Annotated in this window: 24 protein-coding genes; 9 read left to right on the top strand and 15 right to left on the bottom strand. The window is 57.2% G+C overall.

Annotation, left to right across the window (positions count from 1 at the left end):
- The first annotated feature begins 52 nt into the window (after nucleotides 1-52).
- Nucleotides 53-2095: an AsmA family protein gene (locus tag IM304_RS20825; RefSeq protein WP_193354557.1), complete on the top strand. Its 2043-nt coding sequence runs from the start codon at nucleotides 53-55 to the stop codon at nucleotides 2093-2095.
- 60 nt (nucleotides 2096-2155) lie between these two features.
- Here IM304_RS20825 and IM304_RS20820 read toward each other — a convergent pair whose 3' ends face one another.
- The 3 genes from IM304_RS20820 to IM304_RS20810 all read right to left on the bottom strand — a co-directional run bounded on the left by IM304_RS20820 (nucleotide 2156) and on the right by IM304_RS20810 (nucleotide 5714).
- Entirely contained in the window at nucleotides 2156-3478 is a 1323-nt protein-coding gene (locus IM304_RS20820; protein ID WP_148420501.1) for an MFS transporter, read from the bottom strand.
- A gap of 260 nt (nucleotides 3479-3738) precedes the next feature.
- Complete coding sequence (yhjD, locus tag IM304_RS20815; RefSeq protein ID WP_148420502.1) at nucleotides 3739-4764, bottom strand: inner membrane protein YhjD; 1026 nt, start codon at nucleotides 4762-4764, stop codon at nucleotides 3739-3741.
- Nucleotides 4765-4814: 50 nt separating this feature from the next.
- The gene (locus IM304_RS20810; protein ID WP_193354556.1) at nucleotides 4815-5714 is read right to left on the bottom strand and encodes a LysR family transcriptional regulator; all 900 of its coding nucleotides are present in this window, start codon (nucleotides 5712-5714) and stop codon (nucleotides 4815-4817) included.
- A gap of 119 nt (nucleotides 5715-5833) precedes the next feature.
- On the opposite strand from IM304_RS20810, the gene IM304_RS20805 reads away from it, so the two are divergent.
- Nucleotides 5834-6592, top strand: coding sequence for an SDR family NAD(P)-dependent oxidoreductase (locus IM304_RS20805; protein ID WP_193354555.1), 759 nt, complete (start codon nucleotides 5834-5836; stop codon nucleotides 6590-6592).
- Nucleotides 6593-6767: 175 nt separating this feature from the next.
- Nucleotides 6768-7313, top strand: a complete 546-nt coding sequence (locus IM304_RS20800) for a response regulator transcription factor (protein ID WP_193354554.1) — start codon at nucleotides 6768-6770, stop codon at nucleotides 7311-7313.
- Here IM304_RS20800 and IM304_RS20795 read toward each other — a convergent pair.
- Nucleotides 7292-7630: a lysozyme gene (locus tag IM304_RS20795; protein ID WP_193354553.1), complete on the bottom strand. Its 339-nt coding sequence runs from the start codon at nucleotides 7628-7630 to the stop codon at nucleotides 7292-7294. The genes IM304_RS20800 and IM304_RS20795 overlap by 22 nt on opposite strands.
- 71 nt (nucleotides 7631-7701) lie before the next feature.
- Nucleotides 7702-8241 carry a GNAT family N-acetyltransferase gene (locus IM304_RS20790; protein WP_193354552.1) on the bottom strand — a complete coding sequence of 180 codons (540 nt, stop codon included), beginning with the start codon at nucleotides 8239-8241 and terminating at the stop codon, nucleotides 7702-7704.
- A 146-nt stretch (nucleotides 8242-8387) separates the two neighbouring features.
- On the opposite strand from IM304_RS20790, the gene IM304_RS20785 reads away from it, so the two are divergent.
- Nucleotides 8388-9974, top strand: a complete 1587-nt coding sequence (locus IM304_RS20785) for an STY4199 family HEPN domain-containing protein (protein WP_193354551.1) — start codon at nucleotides 8388-8390, stop codon at nucleotides 9972-9974.
- A 110-nt stretch (nucleotides 9975-10084) separates the two neighbouring features.
- Here the strand turns inward: IM304_RS20785 and IM304_RS20780 are convergent, their stop codons facing one another.
- From IM304_RS20780 to IM304_RS20770, 3 genes are all read right to left on the bottom strand, one after another.
- Complete coding sequence (locus IM304_RS20780) at nucleotides 10085-11734, bottom strand: alpha,alpha-trehalase (RefSeq protein WP_176611161.1); 1650 nt, start codon at nucleotides 11732-11734, stop codon at nucleotides 10085-10087.
- Nucleotides 11735-11918: 184 nt separating this feature from the next.
- Nucleotides 11919-13271, bottom strand: coding sequence for a glutathione-disulfide reductase (gorA, locus tag IM304_RS20775; RefSeq protein ID WP_148420509.1), 1353 nt, complete (start codon nucleotides 13269-13271; stop codon nucleotides 11919-11921).
- 71 nt (nucleotides 13272-13342) lie between these two features.
- A complete protein-coding gene (locus IM304_RS20770) occupies nucleotides 13343-14185 on the bottom strand; it encodes a 23S rRNA (adenine(2030)-N(6))-methyltransferase RlmJ (RefSeq protein ID WP_006808562.1) in 843 nt (280 codons plus the stop codon).
- A gap of 177 nt (nucleotides 14186-14362) precedes the next feature.
- Between IM304_RS20770 and prlC the strand changes: the two genes are divergently transcribed.
- Together prlC and rsmJ are read left to right on the top strand one after the other, a co-directional pair.
- Nucleotides 14363-16405, top strand: coding sequence for an oligopeptidase A (gene prlC / locus IM304_RS20765; RefSeq protein WP_193354550.1), 2043 nt, complete (start codon nucleotides 14363-14365; stop codon nucleotides 16403-16405).
- Nucleotides 16406-16412: 7 nt separating this feature from the next.
- Nucleotides 16413-17177: a 16S rRNA (guanine(1516)-N(2))-methyltransferase RsmJ gene (gene rsmJ, locus IM304_RS20760; RefSeq protein ID WP_193361511.1), complete on the top strand. Its 765-nt coding sequence runs from the start codon at nucleotides 16413-16415 to the stop codon at nucleotides 17175-17177.
- Between the two features lie 73 nt (nucleotides 17178-17250).
- Here rsmJ and uspA read toward each other — a convergent pair whose 3' ends face one another.
- A complete protein-coding gene (uspA, locus tag IM304_RS20755) occupies nucleotides 17251-17688 on the bottom strand; it encodes a universal stress protein UspA (RefSeq protein ID WP_003861223.1) in 438 nt (145 codons plus the stop codon).
- Between the two features lie 282 nt (nucleotides 17689-17970).
- On the opposite strand from uspA, the gene uspB reads away from it, so the two are divergent.
- A complete protein-coding gene (gene uspB, locus IM304_RS20750) occupies nucleotides 17971-18306 on the top strand; it encodes a universal stress protein UspB (RefSeq protein ID WP_059294351.1) in 336 nt (111 codons plus the stop codon).
- 42 nt (nucleotides 18307-18348) lie between these two features.
- Here the strand turns inward: uspB and IM304_RS20745 are convergent, their stop codons facing one another.
- The 3 genes from IM304_RS20745 to pitA form a co-directional block, all read right to left on the bottom strand.
- Nucleotides 18349-18756, bottom strand: coding sequence for a hypothetical protein (locus IM304_RS20745; protein ID WP_193355784.1), 408 nt, complete (start codon nucleotides 18754-18756; stop codon nucleotides 18349-18351).
- Entirely contained in the window at nucleotides 18734-19123 is a 390-nt protein-coding gene (locus IM304_RS20740; RefSeq protein WP_193355785.1) for a polymorphic toxin type 44 domain-containing protein, read from the bottom strand. Before IM304_RS20740 ends, IM304_RS20745 begins: the two co-directional genes overlap by 23 nt.
- A 171-nt stretch (nucleotides 19124-19294) precedes the next feature.
- The gene (gene pitA / locus IM304_RS20735) at nucleotides 19295-20794 is read right to left on the bottom strand and encodes an inorganic phosphate transporter PitA (protein WP_148420513.1); all 1500 of its coding nucleotides are present in this window, start codon (nucleotides 20792-20794) and stop codon (nucleotides 19295-19297) included.
- 228 nt (nucleotides 20795-21022) lie between these two features.
- Here pitA and IM304_RS20730 point away from each other — a divergent pair, with 228 nt between their 5' ends.
- The gene (locus IM304_RS20730) at nucleotides 21023-22219 is read left to right on the top strand and encodes an NAD(P)/FAD-dependent oxidoreductase (protein WP_193355786.1); all 1197 of its coding nucleotides are present in this window, start codon (nucleotides 21023-21025) and stop codon (nucleotides 22217-22219) included.
- 29 nt (nucleotides 22220-22248) lie between these two features.
- Here the strand turns inward: IM304_RS20730 and IM304_RS20725 are convergent, their stop codons facing one another.
- Nucleotides 22249-23196, bottom strand: coding sequence for a hydroxyacid dehydrogenase (locus IM304_RS20725; RefSeq protein ID WP_193355787.1), 948 nt, complete (start codon nucleotides 23194-23196; stop codon nucleotides 22249-22251).
- Nucleotides 23196-23888, bottom strand: coding sequence for an RraA family protein (locus IM304_RS20720; protein WP_193355788.1), 693 nt, complete (start codon nucleotides 23886-23888; stop codon nucleotides 23196-23198). The genes IM304_RS20725 and IM304_RS20720 overlap by 1 nt, the downstream gene beginning before the upstream one ends.
- Before the next feature lie 169 nt (nucleotides 23889-24057).
- Between IM304_RS20720 and IM304_RS20715 the strand changes: the two genes are divergently transcribed.
- Nucleotides 24058-24795, top strand: a complete 738-nt coding sequence (locus tag IM304_RS20715) for an IclR family transcriptional regulator (protein WP_148420604.1) — start codon at nucleotides 24058-24060, stop codon at nucleotides 24793-24795.
- Nucleotides 24796-24831: 36 nt separating this feature from the next.
- Here the strand turns inward: IM304_RS20715 and IM304_RS20710 are convergent, their stop codons facing one another.
- Nucleotides 24832-26166, bottom strand: coding sequence for an MFS transporter (locus IM304_RS20710; protein ID WP_193355789.1), 1335 nt, complete (start codon nucleotides 26164-26166; stop codon nucleotides 24832-24834).
- Nucleotides 26167-26277 lie beyond the last annotated feature (111 nt).

The raw sequence follows: 26277 nt of genomic DNA, 5'->3' as shown, positions 1-26277 counted from the left end.
CTTTGTCTGAACTATAGTTTTAGAGGCAAGTTCATCAGGAAAGGGGACAACAATGACAAAAACAACCAGGGTGATTTCCTGGACCGCAGGGATTTTCTTGTTGCTGATTGTGGTCGCAATCATCATTATCGCCACGTTTGACTGGAACCGTCTCAAACCGACCATCAACCAGAAAGTCTCAACCGAGCTGAACCGCCCCTTTGCAATACGTGGCGATTTGGGCGTCGTGTGGGAGCGCCAGAAAGAGGAAACCGGCTGGCGAAGCTGGGTGCCCTGGCCGCACGTTCACGCCGACGACATTATTCTTGGCAACCCGCCGGATATTCCTGAAGTCACCATGATCCACCTGCCGCGCGTGGAAGCCACGCTGGCGCCGTTAGCGCTGTTAACCAAAACGGTCTATCTGCCGTGGATCAAACTCCAGCAGCCCGACGCGCGGCTGATTCGCCTTTCAGAGAAAAACAACAACTGGACGTTCGATCTCGCCAGCAGCGGCGATAAAGATCCGAACGCGCAGCCATCTTCGTGGTCTTTCCGCCTCGACAATATCCTGTTCGATCGGGGGCGGATCGCCATTGATGACAAGGTGAGCAAGGCTGACGTGGAGATCCTCGTCGATCCGCTGGGTAAACCGCTGCCGTTCAGCGAGGTGACGGGCAGCAAAGCTAAAGGCGATAGCGGCAAAGCGGGGGATTACGTTTTCGGCCTGACGGCGAAAGGGCGTTACAACGGCCAGCCGCTGACCGGTAAGGGCAAAATTGGCGGCATGCTGGCGCTTCGGAGCGAGGGCACGCCGTTCCCGGTGCAGGCCGACTTCCGCTCCGGTAATACCCGCGTGGCGTTCGTGGGCACGGTAAACGACCCGATGAACATGGGGGGCGTCGATCTCCAGCTCAAGTTTGCCGGTGACTCGCTGGGTGAACTGTATGAACTTACCGGCGTACTGCTGCCGGACACCCCGCCGTTTGAAACGGACGGGCATCTGGTTGCCAAAATCGACACCGAAAAATCGTCCGTATTTGATTACCGCGATTTCAACGGGCGCATTGGCGACAGTGATATTCACGGCACGCTGACCTATACCACCGGAAAACCGCGACCAAAGCTGGAAGGTGACGTTGAATCCCGTCAGCTGCGTCTGGCCGACCTTGGCCCGCTGATTGGCGTGGATTCGGGTAAAGGCACCCGGTCAAAAGAGGTCAAAAAGGACGTACAGCCCGCGGGTAAAGTGCTGCCGAATGACCGCTTCGAAACCGACAAGTGGGACGTGATGGATGCGGACGTGCGCTTCAAGGGGCGTAAAATTGAGCACGGCAGCACGCTGCCGCTGAGCAACCTCTCGACCCATATCATCCTGAAAAACGCCGACCTGCGCCTGCAGCCGCTGAAGTTTGGCATGGCGGGCGGCACCATCTCATCGAACATCCACCTGGAGGGTGATAAAAAGCCGATGCAGGGACGGGCGGAGATCCAGGCGCGTCGGCTGAAGCTGAAGGAGCTGATGCCGGACGTGGAGCTGATGCAGAAAACCCTCGGCGAGATGAACGGCGACGCGGACATTCGCGGTACGGGTAACTCCGTGGCGGCGCTGCTGGGTAACGGCAATGGCAACCTGAAGCTGCTGATGAACGACGGGCTGGTGAGCCGTAACCTGATGGAGATCCTGGGGCTTAACGTCGGGAACTTTATCGTCGGACAAATCTTCGGTGACGACGAGGTGCGGGTCAACTGTGCGGCGGCAAACGTGGATCTGGTAAACGGCGTGGCGCGTCCGCAGATATTCGCCTTCGACACGGAAAACGCGGTCATAAACGTCACCGGCACGGCCAGCATGGCGTCCGAGCAGCTGGATTTAACCATCGATCCTGAAAGCAAGGGCATTCGCATTATCACCCTGCGCTCGCCGCTGTACGTGCGCGGAAGCTTCAGCGATCCGCAGGCGGGCGTGAAGGCCGGGCCGCTGATTGCCCGGGGCGCGGTTGCCGCAGCGCTCGCCACGCTGGTGACGCCAGCGGCGGCGCTGCTGGCGCTGATTTCACCGTCAGAAGGCGAAGCGAATCAGTGTCGGACGATTTTGTCGCAGATGAAGAAGTAGCCCCGTTTCTCCCTCTCCCTGTGGGAGAGGGCCGGGGTGAGGGCATCAGGCCGCAGTGAATTACAGCGCCTGATGCTTCGTTTCGTGCGTCAGCAGCAGCGCAATCAGCGTCAGCGCAGCCATGGCTGCCAGATAGACGCCCACATAGAACAGGCCATAGTTCGCCTGGAGCCAGGTGGCGATATACGGTGCCACAGAGGCGCCCAGTATTGACGAAACGTTATACGAGAACGACGCGCCGGTATAACGCACTTCGGTCGGGAACAGCTCCGGAAGCAGCGCACCCATCGGGCCGAAGGTCAACCCCATCAGGCTCAGGCCAATCAGCAGATATGCCATCACCAGCGCAGGGCTACCTGAACCCAGCAGCGGCGGGAAGACAAACAGCGCGAACAGGATAATCAGCGTGGTGATGACGATCATGCTCGAACGACGGCCAAACTTATCCGCCAGCAGGCCCGCGATGGGCACCATCACGCCAAACCCGATGACCGCCATCATCAGCATCCACAGCACCTCGTTACGCGGCAGGCCCAGCCCAACCGGCGCCGCGGCGGTACTGTAGGTCATGGAGTAAACGGTCATGATGTAGAACAGCGTGTAGGTCGCGAGCATGATAAACGTGCCCAGCACGGTCACGCGGACGTGTTTGGTCAGCAGCGTACCCAGCGGGACCTTGACCTGCTTTTTCGCCGCGGCAACTTTTGCAAAAACCGGCGTCTCGTGCAGCGACACGCGCACGTACAGGCCAATCAGAACAAGGACAGCAGAGAAGACAAACGGAATACGCCAGCCCCAGCTCATGAACTGTTCATCCGTCAGCAGCCAGGAGAGCAGCAGGAACGTGCCGTTAGCGAAGAAGAAGCCAATCGGTGCGCCCAGCTGTGGGAATGAGCCGTACAGGGCACGCTTGCGCGCCGGGGCGTTCTCGGTGGCCAGCAGCGCCGCGCCGCCCCATTCACCGCCCAGGCCCAGACCCTGACCAAAGCGCGCCAGCGCCAACAGCACCGGCGCCAGAATGCCGATCGTTTCATAGGTCGGCAGCAGGCCGATGGCGACCGTGGAGATCCCCATGGTCAGCAGCGAGGCAACCAGCGTCACCTTACGCCCGACGCGATCCCCAAAGTGGCCAAAGACCGCTGAACCAATCGGACGCGCAACGAAGGCGATAGCAAAGGTGGCTAAAGACTGTAGCGTAGCGGCCGTCGGGTCGCCCTGTGGAAAGAAAATATGCGGAAAGACAATAACCGCAGCGGTGGCATAAATGTAAAAGTCGAAGAACTCAATGGCGGTGCCAATCAGCGATGCGACGACGACTTTATTGCGCGAGTTGACCGGAACGTGTTCCGCCCCTTCGTTAAGTGTGGTGGCTGTTGCTTGCATAATATTTTCTTATTTTTGGACGAACGAAGGGCCATATTAGGCACAGCAAAAGCGACATTTCAATCTGTAACAAAGGCGCGGGATGGTTACAAAAGCAACAAAAAGCGGATAATTTTCAGACCAGCCAAAACACTTCCATGAAATGCTTCACACTTTTTAAATATCAGTCATTAAAACTGGTTTTGAGTTAAATAAAAGTTACGGTCTGGATTTATATGCTGAAATGATGAATCGGGCTGAAATATCAGCCCGGAAGCAGATCAGTGATGGGTTTTTCCCGGCATGCGCGGGTCATCTTTATACTCGGCCGTGGCGATCCACGCGGCGCAGAACAGCGTCAGGCGAGCGAAGAAATAGAAGAAGGCCATCAGCCCCAGCACCGAACCAAAAGCCGCACCGGAGGGGGACTTCACCAGCGACGGCAGCGTATAGGTCATCACGATTTTGATCGCCTCAAAGCCGATGGCGGCAATCAGCGTCCCGCGGATCAGCGCCTTTTTACGCGGACGATGGCGCGGCAAACGCCAGAAGATCCAGAAGAACAGCAGATAGTTAGCAAAGATGGAGATGGCCAGCCCAATGCCGCGCCAGGCCGGCTTCAGCCACTCAATGTAGTCCAGATAGAGCGCGGAGATAATCATCTGCTGCGCGGAACCGGCGACCGAGGTGATGGAGAGCGTAATGACCAGCGCCACCAGCAGACCAATCAGCGAGATAAAGTCGCGCAAATACTTCACCCATATCTTCTCCTGATCCTGCGGCGTCCGCTCCCAGACGTCACGCGACTGGGCGCGAATGGCCTCACGCAGGTTGCCCATCCAGTTAACCCCGGAGTAGAGGGCAATCAGCAAACCGACGATACCCACGGTGGTACGCTGCTGAACGGCGGTGTTGATGGTGCTTTTGAGCGTCGTGGCGAGCGTCTGGTCGCTGACGTTGGCCAGGATCTTATTAAAGATGTCCTGCAGCAGCGTCGGGTGAGAGGCCAGCACAAAACCGGCGGCGGCAAACGACACCATCAGGATGGGGATCATCGACAGGAAGGAGAAGTAGGTGATCGCCGCACCGAACTGGTTTCCCATGCGGTCGTTGAAGCGCTCCGCGGCGCGTATCAGGTGCGCAATAGCAGGTATTTGCTGAATTTTTTCGGCTATGCCGGTCACGGTGCCCAGCGCTTTGCTGGCCGTTCCGGGCTCTTTCGGCGCTTCAGGCTCGTTATCCATCTTTTGGATGGGTTCGTAATCTAAATGTTGAGTCGGTCGTTGCGGGTTATTTTCCGGCGTCACGCGCGTTTTCCTTTTCGTTGAGCTGGATGTTACTGAATTATAGCTTGCGTCTAGTCTACGTAAGCTTTTGTGAGTTCGGTAAGCCACTCCATAAACACATGCACCCGTCGGGAGAGGTTACGGCGGTGGGGATAAATGAGGGAGACGGGCATCGGTTCAGCCCGGTATTGCGGCAGGATCTCAACGAGTTTTTTCGTGCGCAGCGCATCTCGTACCCCGACGCGCGGCACCTGAATAATGCCCAGCCCTGCGATACAGGCGGCCTGGTAGGTCTCCGTACTGTTGACCGTCAGTACGCCTCCCGTTTTCACCCACCGGGTCTCGCTGCCGCTGTAATACTCAAACCCCTGCGGGCGCGTGCCCAGCGTAGTGGAGTAGTGAATGATGGCATGTGAGGCTAAATCTTCCAGCGTTTCCGGATAGCCAAAACGCGTCAGATAATCCGGGCTGGCGCAGTTGATCGCGGAGAGCTTACCGAGCGGTCGGGCGATAAGCCCGGAATCCTTCAACGTGCCCACGCGAACCACGCAGTCAAACCCTTCGCGGATGACGTCCACCAGACGATCGCTGCTGCTCAGCTCCAGCTCAATACCGGGGTACTGCTGTAAAAATGCAGGCAGCTTAGGGATGACTACATTTCGCGCAATGGCAACGGGCATATCCACACGCAGCCGCCCGCTGATGGTGGAGGGATCGTGCAGGAACATGCCGTCCAGTTCGTCCAGGTTCATCAGCAGATCTTTAGCCCGTTCGTAATAGACCATGCCGTCCTGCGTCAGGCTGACGCGGCGGGTGGTGCGGTGCAGAAGCCGGGTGCCGAGCGCGTTCTCCAGCGCCTGGATCTGCCGCGATACGCTCCCTTTCGGCAGGCTTAACGTTTCCGCCGCGCGGGAAAAACTCTCCAGTTCCGCGACGCGGAGGAAAAGCTGCATTGCGTGAATTTTATCCATAGATGTTGGTCATTGTTGTTATGAATGAAACAGTGAAGCGTTAGCGGCAGTATTTATTGATTTTCTACCATCTAATAAGCTCATTCTCAATCTCCATCACAACCGAAACGAGGTGAATCATGACTGAACGCATTGCATTAGTGACGGGCGGCAGCCGCGGATTGGGTAAAAATGCCGTTTTGAAGCTGGCCGCGGAAGGGACCTGCATCATCCTGACGTGGAACAACAGCCAGCAGGAGGCGCAGGACGTTGTGCAGGAAATCGAGCGAAAAGGCGTTAAGGCGGCTGCATTACAGCTTAACGTCGGCGATACGGCAGGCTTTGAGCGTTTTGCTCAACAGGTTCAGGACACCCTTAAGCGCGTGTGGCAACGCGACACCTTCGACTATTTAGTGAACAACGCAGGTACGGGGTTATATGCCCCCTACGCCGGGACGACGGAAGCGCAGTTTGATAACGCAGTGAACGTCCATTTTAAAGGGCCGTTTTTCCTGACGCAGCGGCTGCTGCCGTTAATAAAAGACGGCGGGCGGATCCTGAACGTCTCCAGCGGGCTGGCCCGCTTCACTCAGCCGGGCTCAGGCACCTATGCGGCAATGAAGGGGGCGATGGAGGTACTGACCCGCTATCAGGCGAAGGAGCTGGGAGCGCGTGGCATTTCGGTCAATATTATCGCGCCGGGCGCCATTGAAACCGACTTCGGCGGCGGCCGCGTGCGGGATGACGCCGGGCTCAACCAGCTGCTGGCCTCGCAAACCGCGCTGGGGCGCGTGGGCCTGCCCGATGATATTGGTGACGCCATTGCGGCCCTGCTCAGCGATAAGCTGGGCTGGATGAATGCGCAGCGTATTGAAGTTTCAGGCGGTATGTTCCTGTAACGTTCACTCTTAAGGGGGAGGGAACCCTTTTAAGGAAATCCTTAATCCGGGTGTGTCTAAATGCTGGAAGATATAAAGATAGCCGGGGGTTTTGTAACCGCTCCATTCATTGAGTTTTTTCTTAAATAACGCCTCTGTAGAATCCCCCTTCGCTATTCTCAGAGGGAGTAAAACGATGCGAGTAATCATGTTTGACAGGCAGTCAATATTTATTCATGGAGCGATGTGCAGTCTGCAAAAATTAATTCCGGAAATAGATATGACAGGGACCCGTCAGGCTGATGAATTATGGACGCTTTTATCGGCATCCCCCTCCGCTATCGTGATGATTGACGGATATTTAATTCGCGATACTGGCGTGACTTTACTGGAAGCGATCGTGGATCGCTTTCCAGCGGCGCGCAACGTGGTGGCAATTATTCCCCGCAATGCGAATCCTGAACGCTTTTCCGCGGTGCTGGATTCCGTATCTCGAGGAATGGTCTGCTTTCCCGGCGAGTGGCTTGAGCAGCAGCCATCGCAGGATGAGCTGGCGTCGTTAAGCGAGCGCCAGCGTGAGGTGCTGAAGCTGCTGGCTGCCGGGGAGTCAAATAAGGAGATTGGCCGTAACCTCAACATCAGCGCGGCAACGGTAAAAGCGCATCTGGAAACGCTTTTCCGCCGCCTTGATGTCAAGAACCGGACGCAGGCCGCGATGTACTACACCCGGGCGACGGCCTGAAGGATCGTCTCTGGCACCAGGGATTCATTCCCGAAGCTGAAGAGCGTTAATACCAGAGCATCATGCTGCTGTTGGGGTAAGGGGCGTCCAATCGTTTCCCGCAGCAGCGTTTCACAAAGCTGGATATCGTCGAGAAGCAAATACTCCGCCTCTGCCGGAGTGATGGGGCCGTTAAACTTTTCCCACTGGCGTATCACGTGACCGTAGCCAATAACCCACATCCCGTTTTCATCACGATATTTTTCCAGGGAAAGACCCTGCTGTTTCTTTATTAATGCGATTGCCGCAGAAGATATTTGCAGTGCATAACCTGTCATACGCGTTTCCTCTTAATGGCGCGACTATAGAGGAAAAGCAGACCGGGATATATCCGCCAAATGGCCGTTGATCAGGCTTTATTTGACGGATATTCCTTTTTTAACAAACCGAATAGCCAGTCGTTATGCCATTGCCCCGAAAGGAAATAACTCTCGCGAAGTTCGCCTTCCAGCAGAAAGCCCGTTTTTTCCAGCAGCCGCCTTGAGGCGATATTTCCCGCCGTCACGGTCGCGGTGAGGCGACGAATTTTGCCCGACGTAAACGCGAAATCGCACAGAGCCTTAAGAGATTCATAGCCGTAACCTTTTCCCTGAGCCGCGGGCGCAAAGAGAAAGCCGACTTCGGCACAATCCGCTTCCCGGTGAACGTAGCCGGTAACGCCCAGCGGCGTCTGGCTGGCCGTATCGCGCACGACAAGGCACAGCCAGCGTAAGCAGCCCGGCGTCCAGGGCGTCAGGCGCGCCTCAAAGGCTTCCCGAACGTCTTCCTCGCTGCGATCCTCCGCGACAAAACGCATTACCTCGGCATTTTGCTGAAGCGCCAGAAAAAAGGGCCAGTCCTGCTCTTGCAGGGGCGAGCAGGTGAGGCGCGCGGTGGTAAAAACAGGCATTAAGATTCTCCTGAGAGATTTCACATGATTAAAGGGTTGTCACTTTATTTCAACAGAAAGTCAGGTATGTTTAACCTCGTATAAATAAAAAGAAAAACGGCCTTTAGCGCCACTTTAGCAGTATTCGTTGTCTCTCAAGGAAAACAATGATGGTTAGCTCATCGCATCATACCCGCGAGCAGTTTGAACACTGTCTGGCGGCGATCCGTCAGGCATCTGTTGAAATCTTACTTCTGCTGAATGTACAGGTTTCCGAAGGAAAAGATCCACGCTGGTTTCTGGAGCAGCTGGACAGCGCCCGTCTGGGGCTGGGCGGCTGGGGAGCCGTTGCCAGAAAGCTGAACCTCAATGATGCGGAAATGACGGCCTTTACGCTCCAGCTGCGCTTGCTTCAGCAGCGCGTACCCCAGTATGAAAGCGGGCAGGATGTTAGCGAAAACCAGCTGATTGCGGCGATGCGCTTCGTGACGGCGCTTGAATATCTGCGTCTGCAACAGCCCCTCCTGACGTACGATACCGGAACGGTGCCGGAGAGCGAGAGCCAGCGCCAGGCGCAGAAACAGGTGCGGGCCATTGAGCTGACGATCAAAGGGCTGATTCAGCAGGCGTGGCCCGATCCGGTGCGGTTAAATAATCATCTTAAGACCCTGTTTAACGCCGATCGCGTGCGTCGCTGGCTGAAAAACGGCGAGATTAACGACGTTCTGAGCGGGATGCTGTTCAGCGAGCTGGCCCAGATGCTGGTGGATAAAAAGGAGTTCAGCCGCTACTACTCGTCGCTGTTTAACGCGCCTGACATGTTGACGCTGCTGGTGGAGCCGCGCAAAACCCTGCAAACCTTCCTCGAAGATATCCGTCAAATCCGCAACAGCATTACCGTTCAGCAGCCGTTGAGCAGGGCGCAAATTCAGCTGCTCGACAGCTATTACGCGCAGATCGCTCGCCCCGTTCAGCGCGCGTTTGAGGAAGGGCGGACGCGCGTTAACCCGGCGGCGCTGATGGCGGTGGATGACGGTGAGCTGCACGCGTTCTGGGAAAAGGCGCAGAAGATGGACCGCACCACCGGCGGCGATCTCTTTGAAGTGCGCGACAGCATCGAAAAACCGACCCAGCGCGCCCCGCGCACGCCTGAGCAGCGCGAACAGCTGATTTCCGGCGCGCTGTGGGGCGCCGTGGGGGTGATGGCTATCGCGATTATCGTGGGGGGAGTCTGGCTGGTGACCGGCAGTAATCCACAGCCGGCCGTTGCCAGCACGGCACCTCCCGCGCCGGTGCAGGAGATGCGGGAAACCCCATCCTCGCGCGAAACGCTGACGCGTAAGGGCGTAACCTGGGATGAAAACAATTTCCGCTCAGCCATCAGCCGCAACGACACCCGCGTGGCGCTTCTTTTCCTGCAGGGCGGGATGGACTGGAAAGTTTCATGGACCGAAGAGGCGCTGTCGGCAGGCTATGACGACGTGCTGGAGCTGATGCTGCGCTACCGCCTGCAAATGACAGAGCAAAAGCCCTGCCGTCGCTTTATCAATACGCTTAGCCACGCGATGGCGAACGGTGAATCGCTGACGTCTATGCGCAAGCAGTACCTGAAAGCGTTCTGTACCGTACCCGCGGTGGTGAAGCGCCAGCAGCATGACGCAGAGATGGCCGCGCGCCGCGCGAAGACGCAGCCGGATGCGGGCACGAAAAAATGGCAGTCCATCCAGACCGCCATTTATGAGGTGATTCGCTGATGATTTCTCCCCCTCACCCCGGCCCTCTCCCCAAAGGGGCGAGGGAGAAAAGGCCGCACCGTTAGGTCCCCTCTCCCCTCAGGGGAGAGGGTTAGGGTGAGGGGATAAGGTCAAGGCTCCCCATACAGCCCAATCAGCCTGCGTACCACGCCATTCGTCCAGCCGAAGCCATCCTGTAACGGATACTCACCCCCGCCGCCCTCGCGCGGCGTGCTGCTGGCGATGTGGTACTTCTCGATCAGCTTGTGATGGGTTTTATAGTAATGGTTCACCGTATGCAGCCAGCTCCAGGCGATCTCATCACCCAGCGAGTCGTTGCCGTACTGCTTGAACCCCTGAATTGCCATCCACTGCAGCGGCGCCCAGCCGTTAGGCTTATCCCACTGCTCGCCGGTTTCATATTCGGTGGCGAGAATGCCGCCCGGCGTAAGCAGGCGTGATTTCACGGCGTCGGACAGCCGCTCCGCCTGCTCGTGCGTCGCCATGCCCACGTACAGCGGCACGATGCTGGCCGCGGAGAACAGCGCCTGGGCTTCGCGCCGCCAGTCATAATCGCGATAACAGCCGTTCTCGTCATCCCACAGGTAGCGGTTCACCGCCGCGCGGCGATCGCTGGCCTTCTGGCGGAACAGATCGGCGGTCTCTTTATCCCCCTTCGACGCCGAAATGTTGGCGATAGCGCTCTCCAGCTTGAACAGGAAGGCGTTCAAATCGATGGGGATAAACTGCGTTGTGCGGATGCTGGCCAGCCGCGCCGGATCGCGCAGCCAGCGGGACGAGTAGTCCCACCCGGAGGCTGCCCCGGCGCGCAGGTCGCGGTACACCTCATTCGGCGGACGGCCAGAGTGGCGGGCGGTTTCAACGTCCTCAATCCAGGACTCGTCGCGCGGGGTATCGCGGTCGTCCCAGTAGCGGTTGAGCAGGGAACCGTCCGGCATGCGCACCGCGCTGCGGTAGGCCTGGTTAAGCAGCAGCGATTCCGCCCCGTCCATCCAGAAGGCGTACTCCATCTTAAGATGCTCAAGGTAGCGCTTCGCGCCGCGCACGCCGTCCTCTTCAAACAGCTCTACCATCAGGGCAAAGACCGGCGGCTGAGAGCGGCTGAGGTAGTAGGTACGGTTACCGTTCGGGATATGGCCGTAGCGCTCGATAAGCCAGGCGAAGTTATCGGCCATGCACTTCAGCAGGTCGTTGCGGCCGCTTTCCGCCAGCCCCAGCATGGAGAAATAGGAATCCCAGTAGTAAGTCTCGCTGAATCGCCCGCCGGGGACGATATAGGCCTGCGGCAGCGCCAGCAGCGACGACCAGGGAATATGGTCCTGCGGCTCGCGCGTCAGCACCGGCCACAGGTTATCAATGTGTTCCTTCAGTGACAGACCGGGGTCAGAAATATACTCTTTGCTGTAATCCTCCGGCAGCCAGAAGTGATTCTCCACGAAGCGCGCCAGGTCAAAATCGCGATGGCGACGCACCTTGCGGTAGCGAATCAAAATATCCAGCGGATCCATTTTGGGCGCACAGTCGGGGAAGGTTTTGCTGTCCGCAAACAGCCGCGACGACTGCACGTGTTCAAACAGTTCAAGGTAGCGGTCTGCGGGCGTCAGGGCATCGGACGCCGGCAGCCCTTCAATCATTTCCGGTTCCGGCTCCGCCTCGATCATCTCATCCAGTTTTAACTCGCAAGGATCGGTTTCGTAGCGCAGCTCCTCTGCAATCTCGAACTCGATCTCCTCGGCAGTCTGTAGTTTCTGGTTGAACATGGTGATAAAGACCTCCGGTTGTGTGTTCTCAAAGACTGGTTTTTCCGGGCGTCCTATAAGCGTAGACATTCGCTTCGGTAGATGTGGGGGGATATGTGCGGTAGATCACTATTTTCGGAGCATTCGTTTTGCAACGATTTATGAATGTTAATGAAAAATGCCCCTCCGGGGAGGGGCATCAGGCTTAACGCATGGTCACAAACTCTTCCGCCGCCGTCGGGTGGATCGCCACGGTGTTATCGAAGTCTTTCTTCGTTGCGCCCATCTTCAGCGCCACCGCGAAGCCTTGCAGGATCTCGTCCATGCCGAAGCCAATGCCGTGGATGCCGACAATCTTCTCGTCAGGCCCGACGCAAACCAGCTTCATGCGGCACGGCTGACGGTGCGAGGTGACGGCGGTATACATCGCCGTGAACGCCGATTTATACACTTTCACCTGGTCGTCGCCGTACTGCTCGCGGGCCTGCGGCTCGGTTAAGCCGACGGTGCCGATTGGCGGATGGCTGAACACCACGGTCGGGATATTGCTGTAGTCCAGATGCTCGTCCGGCTTGTTGTTGAACAGGCGCTCGGAGAGACGACGGCCCGCCGCAACGGCAACCGGGGTCAGTTCTACCGCACCGGTGTTATCGCCAACGGCGTAAATGCCCGGTACGCTGGTGTTCTGGAACTTATCGACGACGATATAACCTTTTTCATTGGTTTTCACGCCCGTCGCGGCCAGGTTGAAGTTGTCGGTTGCCGGTTCGCGACCAATCGCCCAGATCAGGCAGTCGACGGTCTGGCTGCGGCCATCCTCCAGCTCAAGCGTCAGGCTGCCGTCTGCATTTTTCACTACCGCTTTTGGCACGGCGTTGGTGTGCAGGGTTGGGCCTTCGGCGTTCATTACCTCGACCAGGGTCTCGACGATCAGCGGATCGAAGCTGCGCAGCGGCGCGTGCTTACGCACGAACAGGTGCGCTTCCGCGCCCAGGCCGTTAATCACGCCGGCCAGCTCAACCGCGATGTAGCCTGCGCCCACGATGGCAACGCGCTCTGGCAGGGCTGGCAGCTCGAAGAAACCGTCGGAGTCGATACCGTATTCCGCGCCCGGAATGTTCGGGTGGCTCGGACGGCCGCCGGTGGCGATCAGGATGTGATCGGCGGTGATCGTCTCGCCGTTCACTTCGATCGTTTTCGCGTCCACGAAGCGGGCGAAGCCGCGGATCACGTCGACGTTATTTTTGCCCAGCACGTTATCGTACGAGGTATGGATGCGGTCGATGTAGGCGGTACGGCTGGCGATCAGCTTGTCCCAGTCGAAATGATTGATGGTGGTGTCAAAGCCGTAGTCCGGGCCATACATATGAATAGCTTCACGGATTTGCGCGGCATGCCACATCACTTTCTTCGGTACACAACCCACGTTCACGCAGGTGCCGCCCAGCGCTTTGGCTTCAATCAGCGCACACTTCTGGCCGTACATGGCCGCACGGTTGATGGAGGCGATGCCGCCGCTGCCGCCGCCGATTGCGATGTAGTCATAATGCTTAGTCATAGCTTTTGTCCTTAATCGTGAATTGCCGCGATTGTATACCTGAAATCAATAGTTTCCACCGATGGCTGCGATTACTCCGGCACGATCCAACTGACCGTGGCGTGCCCCGTTCCGGCAGGCACCAGCGTTTTGTGCAGCCACGGCAGCACGTTGTTCATCTGCGCTTCCAGCTTCCACGGCGGGTTGATAACGATCATGCCGGAAGCGGTCATGCCGCGCTGGTCGCTGTCCGGGCGTACCGCCAGCTCAATTTGCAGGATTTTACGGATGCCGGTGGCTTCAAGGTCTTTAATCATGCGCTTGATCTGCGCGCGCAGCACCACCGGATACCACAGGGCATACGTCCCGGTGGCAAAGCGTTTGTAACCTTCGTTGATGCCGGTTACCACCGCCTGATAGTCGGTTTTGATTTCGTACGGCGGGTCGATCAGCACCAGGCCGCGGCGGGAAACCGGCGGCAGTTTGGCTTTCAGCTGCTGGTAGCCATCGGCTTTGTCCACGCGGGCGCGGTTATCTTTCTGAAACTCAGAGCGCAGCAGCGGAAAGTCGCTCGGGTGCAGCTCGGTCAGCTGGAGGCTGTCCTGCTCGCGCAGCAACTGGCGGGCAATCAGCGGAGAGCCAGGGTAATAGCGCAGCTGGCCGTTACGGTTGAAATGATTCACCACGCCGATGTACGGCTCCAGTTCGGCAGGCAGATCGTCCTGCTGCCAGATACGGGCGATCCCTTCGAGATATTCACCGGTACGCTCGGCATGCTCGCCGCTCAGCTGATAACGGCCCGCGCCCGCGTGGGTGTCCAGATAGAGAAACGGTTTATCCTTCTCTTTAAGCGATTCGATAATGAGGCTCTGAACGGTATGTTTGAGAACGTCGGCGTGGTTGCCAGCGTGGAAGCTGTGGCGATAACTAAGCATGGGTAATGAAATTCCGCTGAAATGACGATTTGCCACAGTTTACAGCAGAACGGTTCAGATTACCCGCAGGCGCGGTAAGCGCGGCTATTGAAATCCTCTACACTTAACCCCATTACTGAACAATATGCACAGCGCCGGATGCGCGCTACATTCACCTATTTCAACAGGACAGCGTTTATGACCAATCCATTACTGACGCCTTTTTCGTTGCCACCGTTTTCTAAAATCCTCCCCGAGCATGTGGTTCCAGCCGTTACGCAGTCGCTGGAAAACTGCCGCGCGGCGGTAGAAAACGTGGTCGCGCAGGGCGCGCCGTACACCTGGGAAAATCTGTGTCAGCCGCTGGCCGAAGTGGACGACGTGCTGGGGCGCATTTTCTCCCCGGTGAGCCACCTGAACTCGGTGAAAAACAGCCCGGAGCTGCGCGAAGCCTACGAGCAGACCCTGCCGCTGCTCTCCGAGTACAGCACCTGGGTCGGCCAGCACGAAGGGCTGTACAAAGCCTACCGCGACCTGCGCGACGGCGACCACTATGCAGGGCTCAACACCGCGCAGAAAAAATCGGTCGATAACGCCCTGCGCGATTTCGAACTGTCCGGGATTGGCCTGCCAAAAGAGAAGCAGGTTCGCTACGGCGAAATCGCGGCGCGCCTGTCCGAGCTTGGCAACCAGTACAGCAACAACGTTCTCGACGCCACCATGGGCTGGACGAAGCTGATTACCGACGAAGCGGAGCTGGTGGGTATGCCGGAAAGCGCGCTGGCGGCGGCAAAAGCCCAGGCCGAAGCGAAAGAGCAGGAGGGTTTCCTGTTAACGCTGGATATCCCGAGCTACCTGCCGGTGATGACCTACTGCGACAACCAGGCGCTGCGTGAAGAGATGTACCGCGCCTACAGCACCCGCGCCTCCGATCAGGGGCCGAACGCGGGCAAATGGGACAACAGCCCGGTGATGGCGGAAATCCTCGCCCTGCGTCACGAGCTGGCACAGCTGCTGGGCTTCGACAGCTACGCGGATAAATCCCTCGCCACCAAAATGGCCGAGAACCCGCAGCAGGTGCTCGACTTCCTCACCGATCTGGCGAAACGCGCCCGTCCGCAGGGTGAAAAAGAACTGGCCCAGCTGCGCGCCTTCGCCAAAGCGGAGTTTGGCGTCGATGAGCTTCAGCCGTGGGATATCGCGTACTACAGCGAAAAGCAGAAGCAGCACCTCTACAGCATCAGCGACGAGCAGCTGCGCCCGTACTTCCCGGAAAACAAAGCCGTAAACGGCCTGTTCGAAGTGGTAAAACGCATCTACGGCATCACCGCCAAAGAGCGTACCGATATCGACGTCTGGCATCCGGACGTGCGTTTCTTCGAGCTGTATGACGAGAAAAACGAGCTGCGCGGCAGCTTCTACCTCGATCTCTACGCGCGTGAGAACAAGCGCGGCGGAGCGTGGATGGACGACTGCGTGGGCCAGATGCGTAAAGCGGACGGAACCCTGCAAAAACCGGTCGCCTACCTGACCTGTAACTTCAACCGTCCGGTCAGCGGCAAGCCGGCGCTGTTCACCCACGATGAAGTGATCACCCTGTTCCACGAGTTTGGACACGGTCTGCACCACATGCTGACCCGCATCGAAACCGCAGGCGTCGCCGGTATCAGCGGCGTGCCGTGGGATGCGGTCGAGCTGCCAAGCCAGTTTATGGAAAACTGGTGCTGGGAGCCGGACGCGCTGGCGTTTATTTCCGGCCACTACGAGACCGGCGAACCGCTGCCGAAAGCGCTGCTGGATAAAATGCTGGCGGCGAAAAACTACCAGGCGGCGATGTTTATCCTGCGCCAGCTGGAGTTCGGCCTGTTCGACTTCCGCCTGCACGCCGAGTTCAGCCCGGAGCAGGGGGCAAAAATCCTCGAGACCCTGGCCGAGATTAAAAAGCAGGTCGCGGTTATTCCAGGGCCTACCTGGGGACGCTTCCCGCACGCGTTCAGCCATATCTTTGCAGGCGGCTACGCGGCGGGCTACTACAGCTACCTGTGGGCCGACGTGCTGGCGGCAGATGCCTTCTCTCGCTTCGAAGAGGAGGGGATCTTCAACCGCGAAACCGGGCAGTCGTTCCTCGATAACATTCTGACCCGCGGTGGTTCAGAAGAGCCGATGGAGCTGTTCAAACGCTTCCGTGGCCGCGAGCCGCAGCTGGATGCGATGCTGGAGCATTACGGGATCAAAGGCTGATTGCTACGTGAAGATCTGCTTAGTAGATGAAACGGGCGCCGGAGACGGCGCCTTATCTGTTCTGGCGGCCCGCTGGGGGCTGGAGCACGATGAAGACACCCTGATGGCGCTGGTGATGACGCCGGAACATCTCGAGCTGCGCAAGCGCGACGAACCGAAGCTTGGCGGGATTTTTGTCGATTTTGTCGGCGGAGCGATGGCGCACCGGCGCAAGTTCGGCGGCGGCCGGGGCGAAGCGGTGGCCAAAGCGGTCGGCATTAAAGGGAGCTATCTGCCGGACGTGGTTGACGCCACGGCGGGGCTAGGGCGCGACGCGTTTGTGCTGGCCTCGGTGGGCTGCCGCGTGCGGATGCTGGAGCGTAACCCGGTTGTCGCCGCGTTGCTCGACGACGGGCTGGCGCGAGGTTACGCGGACCCGGAAATCGGCCCGTGGTTGCAGGAGCGTTTGCAGCTGATCCACGCGTCAAGCCTGACGGCCCTGACGGACATTGCGCCGCGCCCGCAGGTGGTTTACCTCGACCCCATGTTCCCGCACAAGCAAAAAAGCGCGCTGGTGAAGAAAGAGATGCGTGTGTTTCAGTCGCTGGTGGGGCCGGATTTAGATGCGGACGGCCTGCTGGAGCCTGCCCGCCAGCTTGCAACGAAGCGGGTGGTGGTGAAACGGCCTGACTACGCGCCGCCGCTGGCGAACGTTGCCACGACCAATGCGGTGACCACTAAAGGGCACCGGTTTGATATTTATATCCCCTCACCCCAACCCCTCTCCCCGTAGGGGCGAGGGGCTCGATCGTTCCCTCTCCCCTATGGGGAGAGGGTTAGGGTGAGGGGTAAGGTTTGTACCTTACTTACTCGTCTTCTTCGTCGCGCAGAGGAACAATCAGCATATCCACGTGAACGGTGTTAATCAGCTGGCGCGCTGAAGACATCAGCTTGCTCCAGAAGTCCTGATGATGACCGCACACCACCAGGTCCATATCGTATTTCTTAATCGCATCAACCAGCACCTGGCCCAGGTCGCCGCTACCGCTTAAGGTTTCGGTGATCGGATAGCCCGCGTTGGTGGAAAGCTCGCTCAGCGCGTGGTGAGTCTCTTCGGAGATGCGTTTCTGCATATCGCCAAGATTCACGTCGATCAGACCGGTGTAAAGGTCGGAGTAATTCACATCAACGTGAATCAGCGAAACTTTCGCGTTGTAGGGACGTGCCATAGAGACTGCTTTATCAACCAGCACTTTGCTCTCCGGGGAGAGGTCTACCGCGATAAGAATGTGTTTGTAAGCCATAGTGTTACTCCTTCCTTAAGTTATCGATGACTAAATGGGAAAGCGTCGTCTGATGCTTTCATTACGGCCCAGTTAAACATATTTTTCAAGCTTTGGTGTTGATAACGATTAACCTTGTGGCAAAAAAATTAACGGATCTCCTACACTATTCAGTGAGCCGTTCGGATATCAAAACGCGAACCGGATCGACTTTTAGTCATTCTTTCACTGAACTGTCTGTCAGGGCATTGGTGTGCGGTAGCTCAGGAGCCTCGCTTCGTGGGCGGACGCCGGGGAGGATGTATGATTAGCACCGTCGCATTGTTTTGGGCGTTATGCGTGGTTTGCATAGTGAATATGGCGCGCTACTTCTCATCGTTACGTGCGCTGTTAGTGGTACTTCGTGGTTGCGATCCGTTGCTTTATCAGTATGTGGACGGTGGAGGGTTCTTCACCTCGCACGGGCAGCCCAGCAAGCAGATGCGTCTGGTGGGGTATATCTACTACCAGCGCTACCGCGATCACCACGATGAAGAGTTTATCCGTCGCTGCGAGCGCCTGCGTCGTCAGTTCATTTTGACCAGCGCCCTGTGTGGCCTGGTGCTGGTGAGTATGATTGCACTGATGATTTGGCACTGAGCATAAAAAGGCGAGGGCGTCCTCGCCTTTTTATTATGTAGCTTAAGGCGTAATCGTGAACCGGAGGTCTGAGATATTTTCCTGAATCGAGATAACTTTACCGCTGTAAGATATGCTCACTGCCCCGTTTTTGGTTAAGCTGGCATTCGTAATAGTGCCAGTGCCCTCTATGACGGGAAATTTTGTAGAGAGTTGCTGAATAATGTCCGCGTCTTCGCCCACCAGCTTATTTGACAGATAATAACGGTAAATAGTTGGCACGGTTGCGCCACCGTGATGATTCGCCGTCATGTACAGCCAGACGCTATCCGAAACGTGATAAACATGCTGCAGCTCGTCGTTACTGCGGGGATCGGGCTGTTGGTTTAGCCAGATAAAACCCGTAACCATGATGAGAAGTACAAGCGTGAGAAGCCGATGGAGCCATCTAATAACCGTTCTGAATGGCATAGTCTATTCCTTCTCTGATATTGCGCTGATCGGTTGGGTCGTCACCGTAAGGCGGCTTATCGTACCAATTACCCCATTCAGGTCTTGAGGTACCTGCGCGATGCTGAGCCCAACCTGCGCCCATGAGCAGGATCTTTGCAGGAATTCCTGCAGCAATCCCTGCTGCACCGAAGTTGAAATTACCGAAAGCAGCAAAATACGGATCGAATTTTTTATAATCCCATGGTCCGCCATTTCGGACTTTTTGATAAAACCAGTAATAGGTAGAGGCCGTCGCCATATTTCGTGACATTCCATTTTGTCGCGCTTCACGCATGTTGTTAACTATAACAATTGAACCAGGGCCGGGAGTTGGAACAGAAGCCATACATTCTCCAGTATGCGTTATGAGTCCTGCCGGAGATGATAGATTCTTGTATGGAGATTTTCTGAACATAAAATGTTCAGAATTTCCTAATAAAATGAGTAAGTTAACAAATTTCGAACATAAAAAAAGCGGGTCAGTTTCCTGACCCGCTTTTTTGTCGCCTTCAACCGATTAAATCAGCTTCAGCGAAATCCAGTACAGACCGCCAGACAGCAGGATGGACGCCGGGAGGGTAAACACCCAGGCCATCAGAATGTTGGTCACGGTTTTACGCTGCAAACCGCCGCCGTCAACAATCATGGTACCTGCCACGGAAGAGGAGAGTACGTGGGTTGTTGATACCGGCATACCGGTGTAGCTTGCCAGACCGATAGAAACCGCCGCCGTCATCTGCGCGGACATACCCTGCGCATAGGTCATGCCTTTCTTACCGATCTTCTCGCCGATGGTGGTCGCCACACGACGCCAGCCAATCATCGTACCGATACCCAGCGCCAGCGCGACGGCCATGATGATCCAGATTGGCGCGTACTCAATGGTGTTGAGCATATCGCCTTTCAGTTTCTTCAGCAGACGTTTGTCGTCAGCAGTCACCTCTGGCAGCTTCGCGACTTTATCGGTCACGTCGGAGATGCAGAGCATGATGCGACGCAGCTGTCCGCGCTGTTCAACAGCCAGTTTGTCGTAGCTTTCGATATCGGCCAGCATGCCCTTCGCACGTTCCAGCGCGTTAATCGCGTTTGCCGGGTGGCAATGGAACTCGCCCGGTGCAGTCAGTGCGCCAGAGTCAGGAGAAGGGATAAGCTGGTCTACGCCGGTTGCTTTCTTCAGCAGATCCGGGTGCTGCTGGAAGTACGTTTCAACGTTGTTCACCGCATCACGGGTACGGGTGATCTCGTAGCCAGAGGCATTCATGTTAACCACGAATCCCGCCGGTGCGACGCCAATCAGAACCAGCATCACCAGACCAATACCTTTCTGACCATCGTTCGCACCGTGAGAGAAGGCAACGCCGATGGCGGAAACGATCAGCGCAATACGCGTCCAGAACGGCGGCTTTTTCTTACCGTCTTTCTTTTCACGCTCTGCTGGCGTGAGGTGGATGCGCGCGCGTTTCTTCGTGTTGCTCCAGTAGCGACGCAGAATGAAAATTAATCCACCCGCAACGACCAGACCCACGATAGGGGAGATGATGAGAGAGCCAAAAATGCCCAGCACTTTAGGCAGGTTCAGCGCATCAACAACCGATGTGCCGGTCATCAGGGCGTTGGTTAACCCGATACCGATAATCGCGCCGATAAGGGTGTGAGAACTGGATGCAGGCAGGCCGAAATACCAGGTTCCGAGGTTCCAGATAATGGCGGCAAGCAGCATTGAGAACACCATGGCAAGGCCATGACCAGAACTAACGTTAAGCAGCAGATCCGTTGGCAGCATATGCACGATCGCATACGCAACGCTCAGTCCGCCCAGGAGGACACCAAAAAAGTTAAATACCGCCGCCATAACAACCGCAAGCTGCGATCGCATTGCGCGAGTGTAGATAACCGTTGCGACTGCGTTTGCGGTGTCGTGGAAGCCGTTGATCGCTTCGTAAAACAACACAAAAACCAGAGCAAGCAATAATAAAAGCCCGGTATGTAAATCCAGGCCGGCAAACAAATGTAGCATAGGACGTTACGCCATTTTGAGGACATGAACGCGGCGCATTATCCAGGACAAATGCGCAACGGGCAAAGTGAAATATAGACTTTTTTTGACATACCACCTGATTTGAGAAATGTGCCTGAAAGGATAATCTTTAAATATCAATGGAATGGCTTTGTAATATCTTTTTACGCTGGTGCGACCACTGAGGAAACTTTACAATCCGCGGCAGTTAACGAAGAGGATTTTGACGTGGAAAGGTTTGATGCCGTAATAATTGGCGCCGGTGCGGCGGGTATGTTTTGTGCGGCAATGGCCGGACAGGCGGGTCGTCGCGTGCTGCTGCTGGATAACGGAAAAAAGCCTGGCCGCAAGATCCTGATGTCCGGCGGCGGGCGGTGTAACTTCACCAACCTTTATGTCGAGCCGGCGGCCTATCTGAGCCAGAACCGCCATTTTTGTAAATCTGCGCTGGCGCGATACACCCAGTGGGATTTCATTGAACTGGTGGGTAAACACGGCATCGCCTGGCATGAGAAGACGCTGGGACAGCTGTTCTGCGACGACTCCGCCCAGCAAATCGTCGATATGCTGGTGGCCGAGTGCGAGAAAGGCGGGGTGGTGATGCGCCTGCGCACGGAAGTGCTCGAGGTCGCGCGCGACGAGCAGGGGTACACGCTGCAGCTCAACGGCGAAACCGTCAGCGCCGATAATCTGGTGATCGCCAGCGGCGGCCTCTCGATGCCGGGGCTCGGCGCCTCGCCGTTCGGCTACAAAATCGCCGAGCAGTTTGGCCTGAAGGTGCTGCCAACCCGCGCCGGGCTGGTGCCGTTCACGCTGCATAAGCCGCTGCTTGAACAGCTTCAGACGCTTTCCGGCGTGTCGGTTCCGTCGGTTATCACTGCCGAAGACGGTACGGTATTCCGCGAAAACCTGCTCTTTACCCATCGCGGCCTCTCGGGGCCGGCGGTGTTGCAGATTTCCAGCTACTGGCAGCCGGGAGAGTTTGTCACCGTGAACCTGATACCGGACTGCGATCTGGACGCGTTCCTTAACGAACAGCGCGCCGCGCACCCGAATCAGAGCCTGAAAAATACCCTGGCGATGCAGCTGCCGAAGCGTCTTGTTGAGTGTCTGCAGGCGTTAGGGCAGATCCCGGACGTGTCGCTTAAGCAGCTGAACAGCCGCGAGCAGGAAACGCTGGTGGAAACGCTGACGAACTGGCGCGTGCAGCCAAACGGCACCGAGGGCTACCGCACGGCGGAAGTAACGCTGGGCGGCGTTGACACGAATGAGCTTTCCTCGCGCACGATGGAAGCCCGCAACGTGCCGGGCCTCTATTTTATTGGCGAAGTGATGGACGTAACCGGCTGGCTCGGCGGGTATAACTTCCAGTGGGCGTGGGCCAGTGCCTGGGCATGCGCGCAGGCACTCGCTGAGGATAAGTGACAGGCGGGCGCCGTCATTCATCAATGCGCTTACGGGCTGACGGTGGCGTCGTCAGTCACGCGCAAAACGTCCAGAATATTGCCGGCCGCCACGGTTCCCATCCTGATGTAAGACGCTGCGCTGACGCCGCCAATATGCGGCGAGATAATGACGTTTTCGACGTTCTGCCACAGGTTCGGGGCGGTCAGTGGCTCGCTGGTAAAGCTGTCGAGTGCCGCGCTGTGCAACGTTCCCTCCTTCAGGGCGTGGAACAGGGCTTCATCGTTTATTAACCCGCCGCGCGCCGTGTTAACCAGAATAGCGTTACGCTTACAGTGCGCGAGCGTCTCTGCGTTGATCATTCCCCGGTTTTCGTCGGTGAGCGGGCAGTGCAGGGAGATAACGTCGGCACGGGAAAGCAGGTCCGTTAAGGTGTTTGCCCGCTCACAACCTGAAGGCATCGTTTTAGCGTACGGATCGTACGCTACCACCCGCATGCCGAATGCCTGACCTATAGCCGCAACCCGCGAGCCGATAGCTCCCAGGCCGACAAGCCCCAGCGTCATACCTTCCAGTTCGATCGATTTGTGCGTGGCTTTATCCCAGTGCCCGTCGCGCAGGCGCTTATCAAGGGTTACCACGGATTTGGCACAGGCAAGGATCAACGCCCAGGTATGCTCTGCCACCGCAGCCGCATTGGCGCCGGGGGCGGAACGTACGGCGATATTACGCGCCGCTGCCGCTGGCTGGTCTATCACGTCAATGCCGCTTCCGTGTTTCGATATGACCCGTAGCGCGGGGGCAGCGTCCATGATCCTCGCGGTTATCCTGCCGTAACGCACCAGGATGGCCACGGGATTGTGCCGCTCGCACAGCGTAACCAGCTCATTTTCCGTAGGCTGACGGCCGGCATACACCACGTCAACGTCCCGCAGCATGTCTACAGCCTGGTCTGCCAGATCGCTCCCGGTGACCAGCACAACGCGTTTCCCTCCCATTACAGCGTCTCCCCGTCAGATAACATGCCCGCCTTGCGCAGCGCGTCGTTAAGCCAGTGCGGACGTAAATCGCCCTCACGAATAGCTGCAAGACGTCTGGTCTCCGTTTCGAGTTTCCCTTTAGCCATGGCGATAACGGCCTGAACTTCATCGCGCGGGATCGCCACCACGCCGTCGATGTCCGCTACAACCAGATCCCCGGCTCGTACCGTCGCTCCGGCAATGGAGATGGGATGATTAACCCGGCCAGGAATTGATTTTGTCGGGCCACAGGGGTTAAGGCCGGCCGCGAAGACCGGGTAGTGCCCTTTACTGAGGGTGTCGGCATCACGTACCGCCCCGTCAATGATGATGCCCGCGATACCGCTTGCCTGAGCCTGCGTCGCCATAATCTCGCCGAGCAGCGCGCAGGTCAGGTCGCCTTTTCCGTCAACAACCAGCACATCCCCCGGCTGCGCGACGGCCATTGCGGCATGGATGGCCAGATTATCTCCCGGACGCACCTCCACGGTAACCGCCGGACCCGCAACGGCCATGTGAGGTGCGAGCGGCTTGATACGGCCATGCAGCGTACCGCGGCGACCGGCAACGTCCGCCAGAATGGCGGCCTGATACTCGGCGGCCTGGTGAACCTCTTCGGTCGACACGCGTTCGAACTGACGGTTAATGAATGGTTTTTCTGAAACGGACATGAATGCCTCCATATTGTTTTACTGTGTACAATGCAGGTGTACAATACAAAACAACTATAGCGGTGTAGCTTTCCCTTTAGCCAGATCTGCGGCGGCGTTTGTGATGTAAACACGAAGTGACTCACAAAAATTAAGGTACACTCACTGCCGAGCAGAAAAGGAGATGATGATGGGTAATGAAGGCGTTGTGGCGGTCGAAAAGGCGCTGGCTTTACTGGATTGCTTCCGTCCCGGCGATGAGAGCCTGACGCTGACCGCGCTGGCGCAGCTGTCGGGTTATCACAAAACCACGGTTTACCGGTTAATGAATTCGCTTGAACGAATGAACTATGTCGTCAGGCACGAGGACGGCAATTACGCGCTTGGCCCACGTCTGCTTTACCTCGGTAAGCTTTATGAACAATCTTTCCATCTTTCCCGGGTGGTGCAGCCCGAGCTTCAGGCGTTATCTCTGGCCTCTCAGGAGAGCGCCAGCTGGTATGTCCTGGAAGGCGGGCAACGCTTGTGCCTGTTCCGTGCGGAAGCCTCCCACGGGCTACGCCACAGCAATCTGCCGGGCACCCAGTTTCCGCTGGACGATTCTGCCATCAGTAAGGTGCTTCGCCACTGGGGCCTGAATGACGCGCTCCCGGAGGGGGAACCCGCCGTGCCGCTCTATACCGCAGGCGCCCGGGATCCGCATACCGCGGCGTTTGCGATGCCCGTCTTCGGCGTTAACGACAAGCTGATTGCGGCGCTGGCGCTTACCGGGCCCATCTCCAGACTGACTGAAGATCGCCGTGAACAGGGGATCAGCCAGCTGATGCACGCCACCGCCAGTCGCCTGTCGCAGAAAATGGGGGCGAGTAAGGCTTTCTGCCAGCAGTTTTATGGGGAAACGCAAGACGCTGCGGAAGAGAGCCTCTGAGCATAACGCGGGACGGGCGTCCCGCTTTTGTTATGTCTAATGGGTGACCTGCTTTTCATGCAGATGCGAATTGCGCGCCTGCCGTCCCATCACCAGCACCGCGACACCTCCTGCGACGCACAGCGCAGCCAGAGGAAGCATGGCCAGCGTGTGGCTACCCGTCCGCTCGCTGATGATGCCGTAAGCGTTAACCATCACCGCGCCGCCGATAAGGTTAGCGATGGCGCCAATCGCGGCCAGCCCCGCAGCGGCAGACGTGCTGCTCATCCAGCCTGACGCCAGCGCCCAAAACGGCCCCTTCATTGAATACGCCCCTATCAGAATGATGCTCAATATAATAACCGTGGCAAAAAGGGAGGTGCTCACAAATGCGGCGATTACGCCTGCGGCAATCATGAAAAGGGTCAGAGCGGTATGCCAGCGGCGTTCGTTGGTTCGGTCAGAACTCCGTCCCCAGACAATCATCAGTACGGATGCCAGGCCGTAAGGAATGGCGTTGAACAGCCCGGTCTCCAGATTATCCAGGTGGAACGATTTCAGCAGCTGCGGTGACCAGACGCTGATCGTGGTGCCTGCCGATGACGCGCCTGCGTAAATCAGGGCCAGCAGCCAGATTTGACGATGCCGGAGCAGCTGCCACGTCGTCTGGTGACCAATATTTTTTTGCTGCTGACGCTCGGTTTCAAGCGTCGTTTCCAGCCATTTTTTCTGTTCCGCGCTAAGCCAGTTGGCCTGGTGAGGGCGATCGCGAAGAACAAACCAGGCGGCAATACCCAGCAGAACCGCGGGTAAACCTTCAATGATAAACAGCAGATGCCAGCCGCGCAGGCCCAGCCAGCCATCCAGTGAGAGGATCAACCCGGACAGCGGCGAGCCGATAAAATTGGCCAGCGGGATCGCAACCATAAAGGACGCGATAATTCGCGCGCGGTAGCGGGAAGGGATCCACCAGGTCAGAAAGAGCACGACGCCGGGGAAAAAGCCCGCCTCAGCGGCACCCAGAAGAAAACGCACGATATAAAGCGACGTGGTGTTTTGTACCAGTGCCATGCACATGGATACCACGCCCCAGCTGATCATAATGCGGGGGATCCACAAGCGTGCGCCAACTTTCTGCATCGCCAGATTGCTTGGAACTTCAAACAGAAAATACGCCACGAAGTAGAGGCTACTGGCGAAGCCAAACGCCGCTTTGCTGAGGCCGAGATCCTCGTTCATCTGTAGCGAAGCCATACCGATATTGCCGCGATCGATAATGGAAATCAGGTAACTGACTATCAGAAACGGAAGAATACGCCAGATCACCTTGCGCATAGTTTCTCGTTCTATGTCCTCAATGGCGGCAACGCCATTACGAATATGTTCTGTCATGTGTTCCTCGCAGGGTCTGTTCTTGGTTTTATCAGGTACAACTCAGTTTTATTAAACAAAACCACTATAGCGTCGGCGCGTTCTTTTTATCCAGTTAATGGAAGGTTTAAA

It is taken from the genome of Enterobacter cloacae complex sp. P40C2 (assembly GCF_014930695.1).
Taxonomy (GTDB): Bacteria; Pseudomonadota; Gammaproteobacteria; order Enterobacterales; family Enterobacteriaceae; genus Enterobacter; species Enterobacter pasteurii.
Note: the sequence above shows the minus strand (reverse complement) of the source record. Positions and strands in the feature narration are given on the sequence as shown.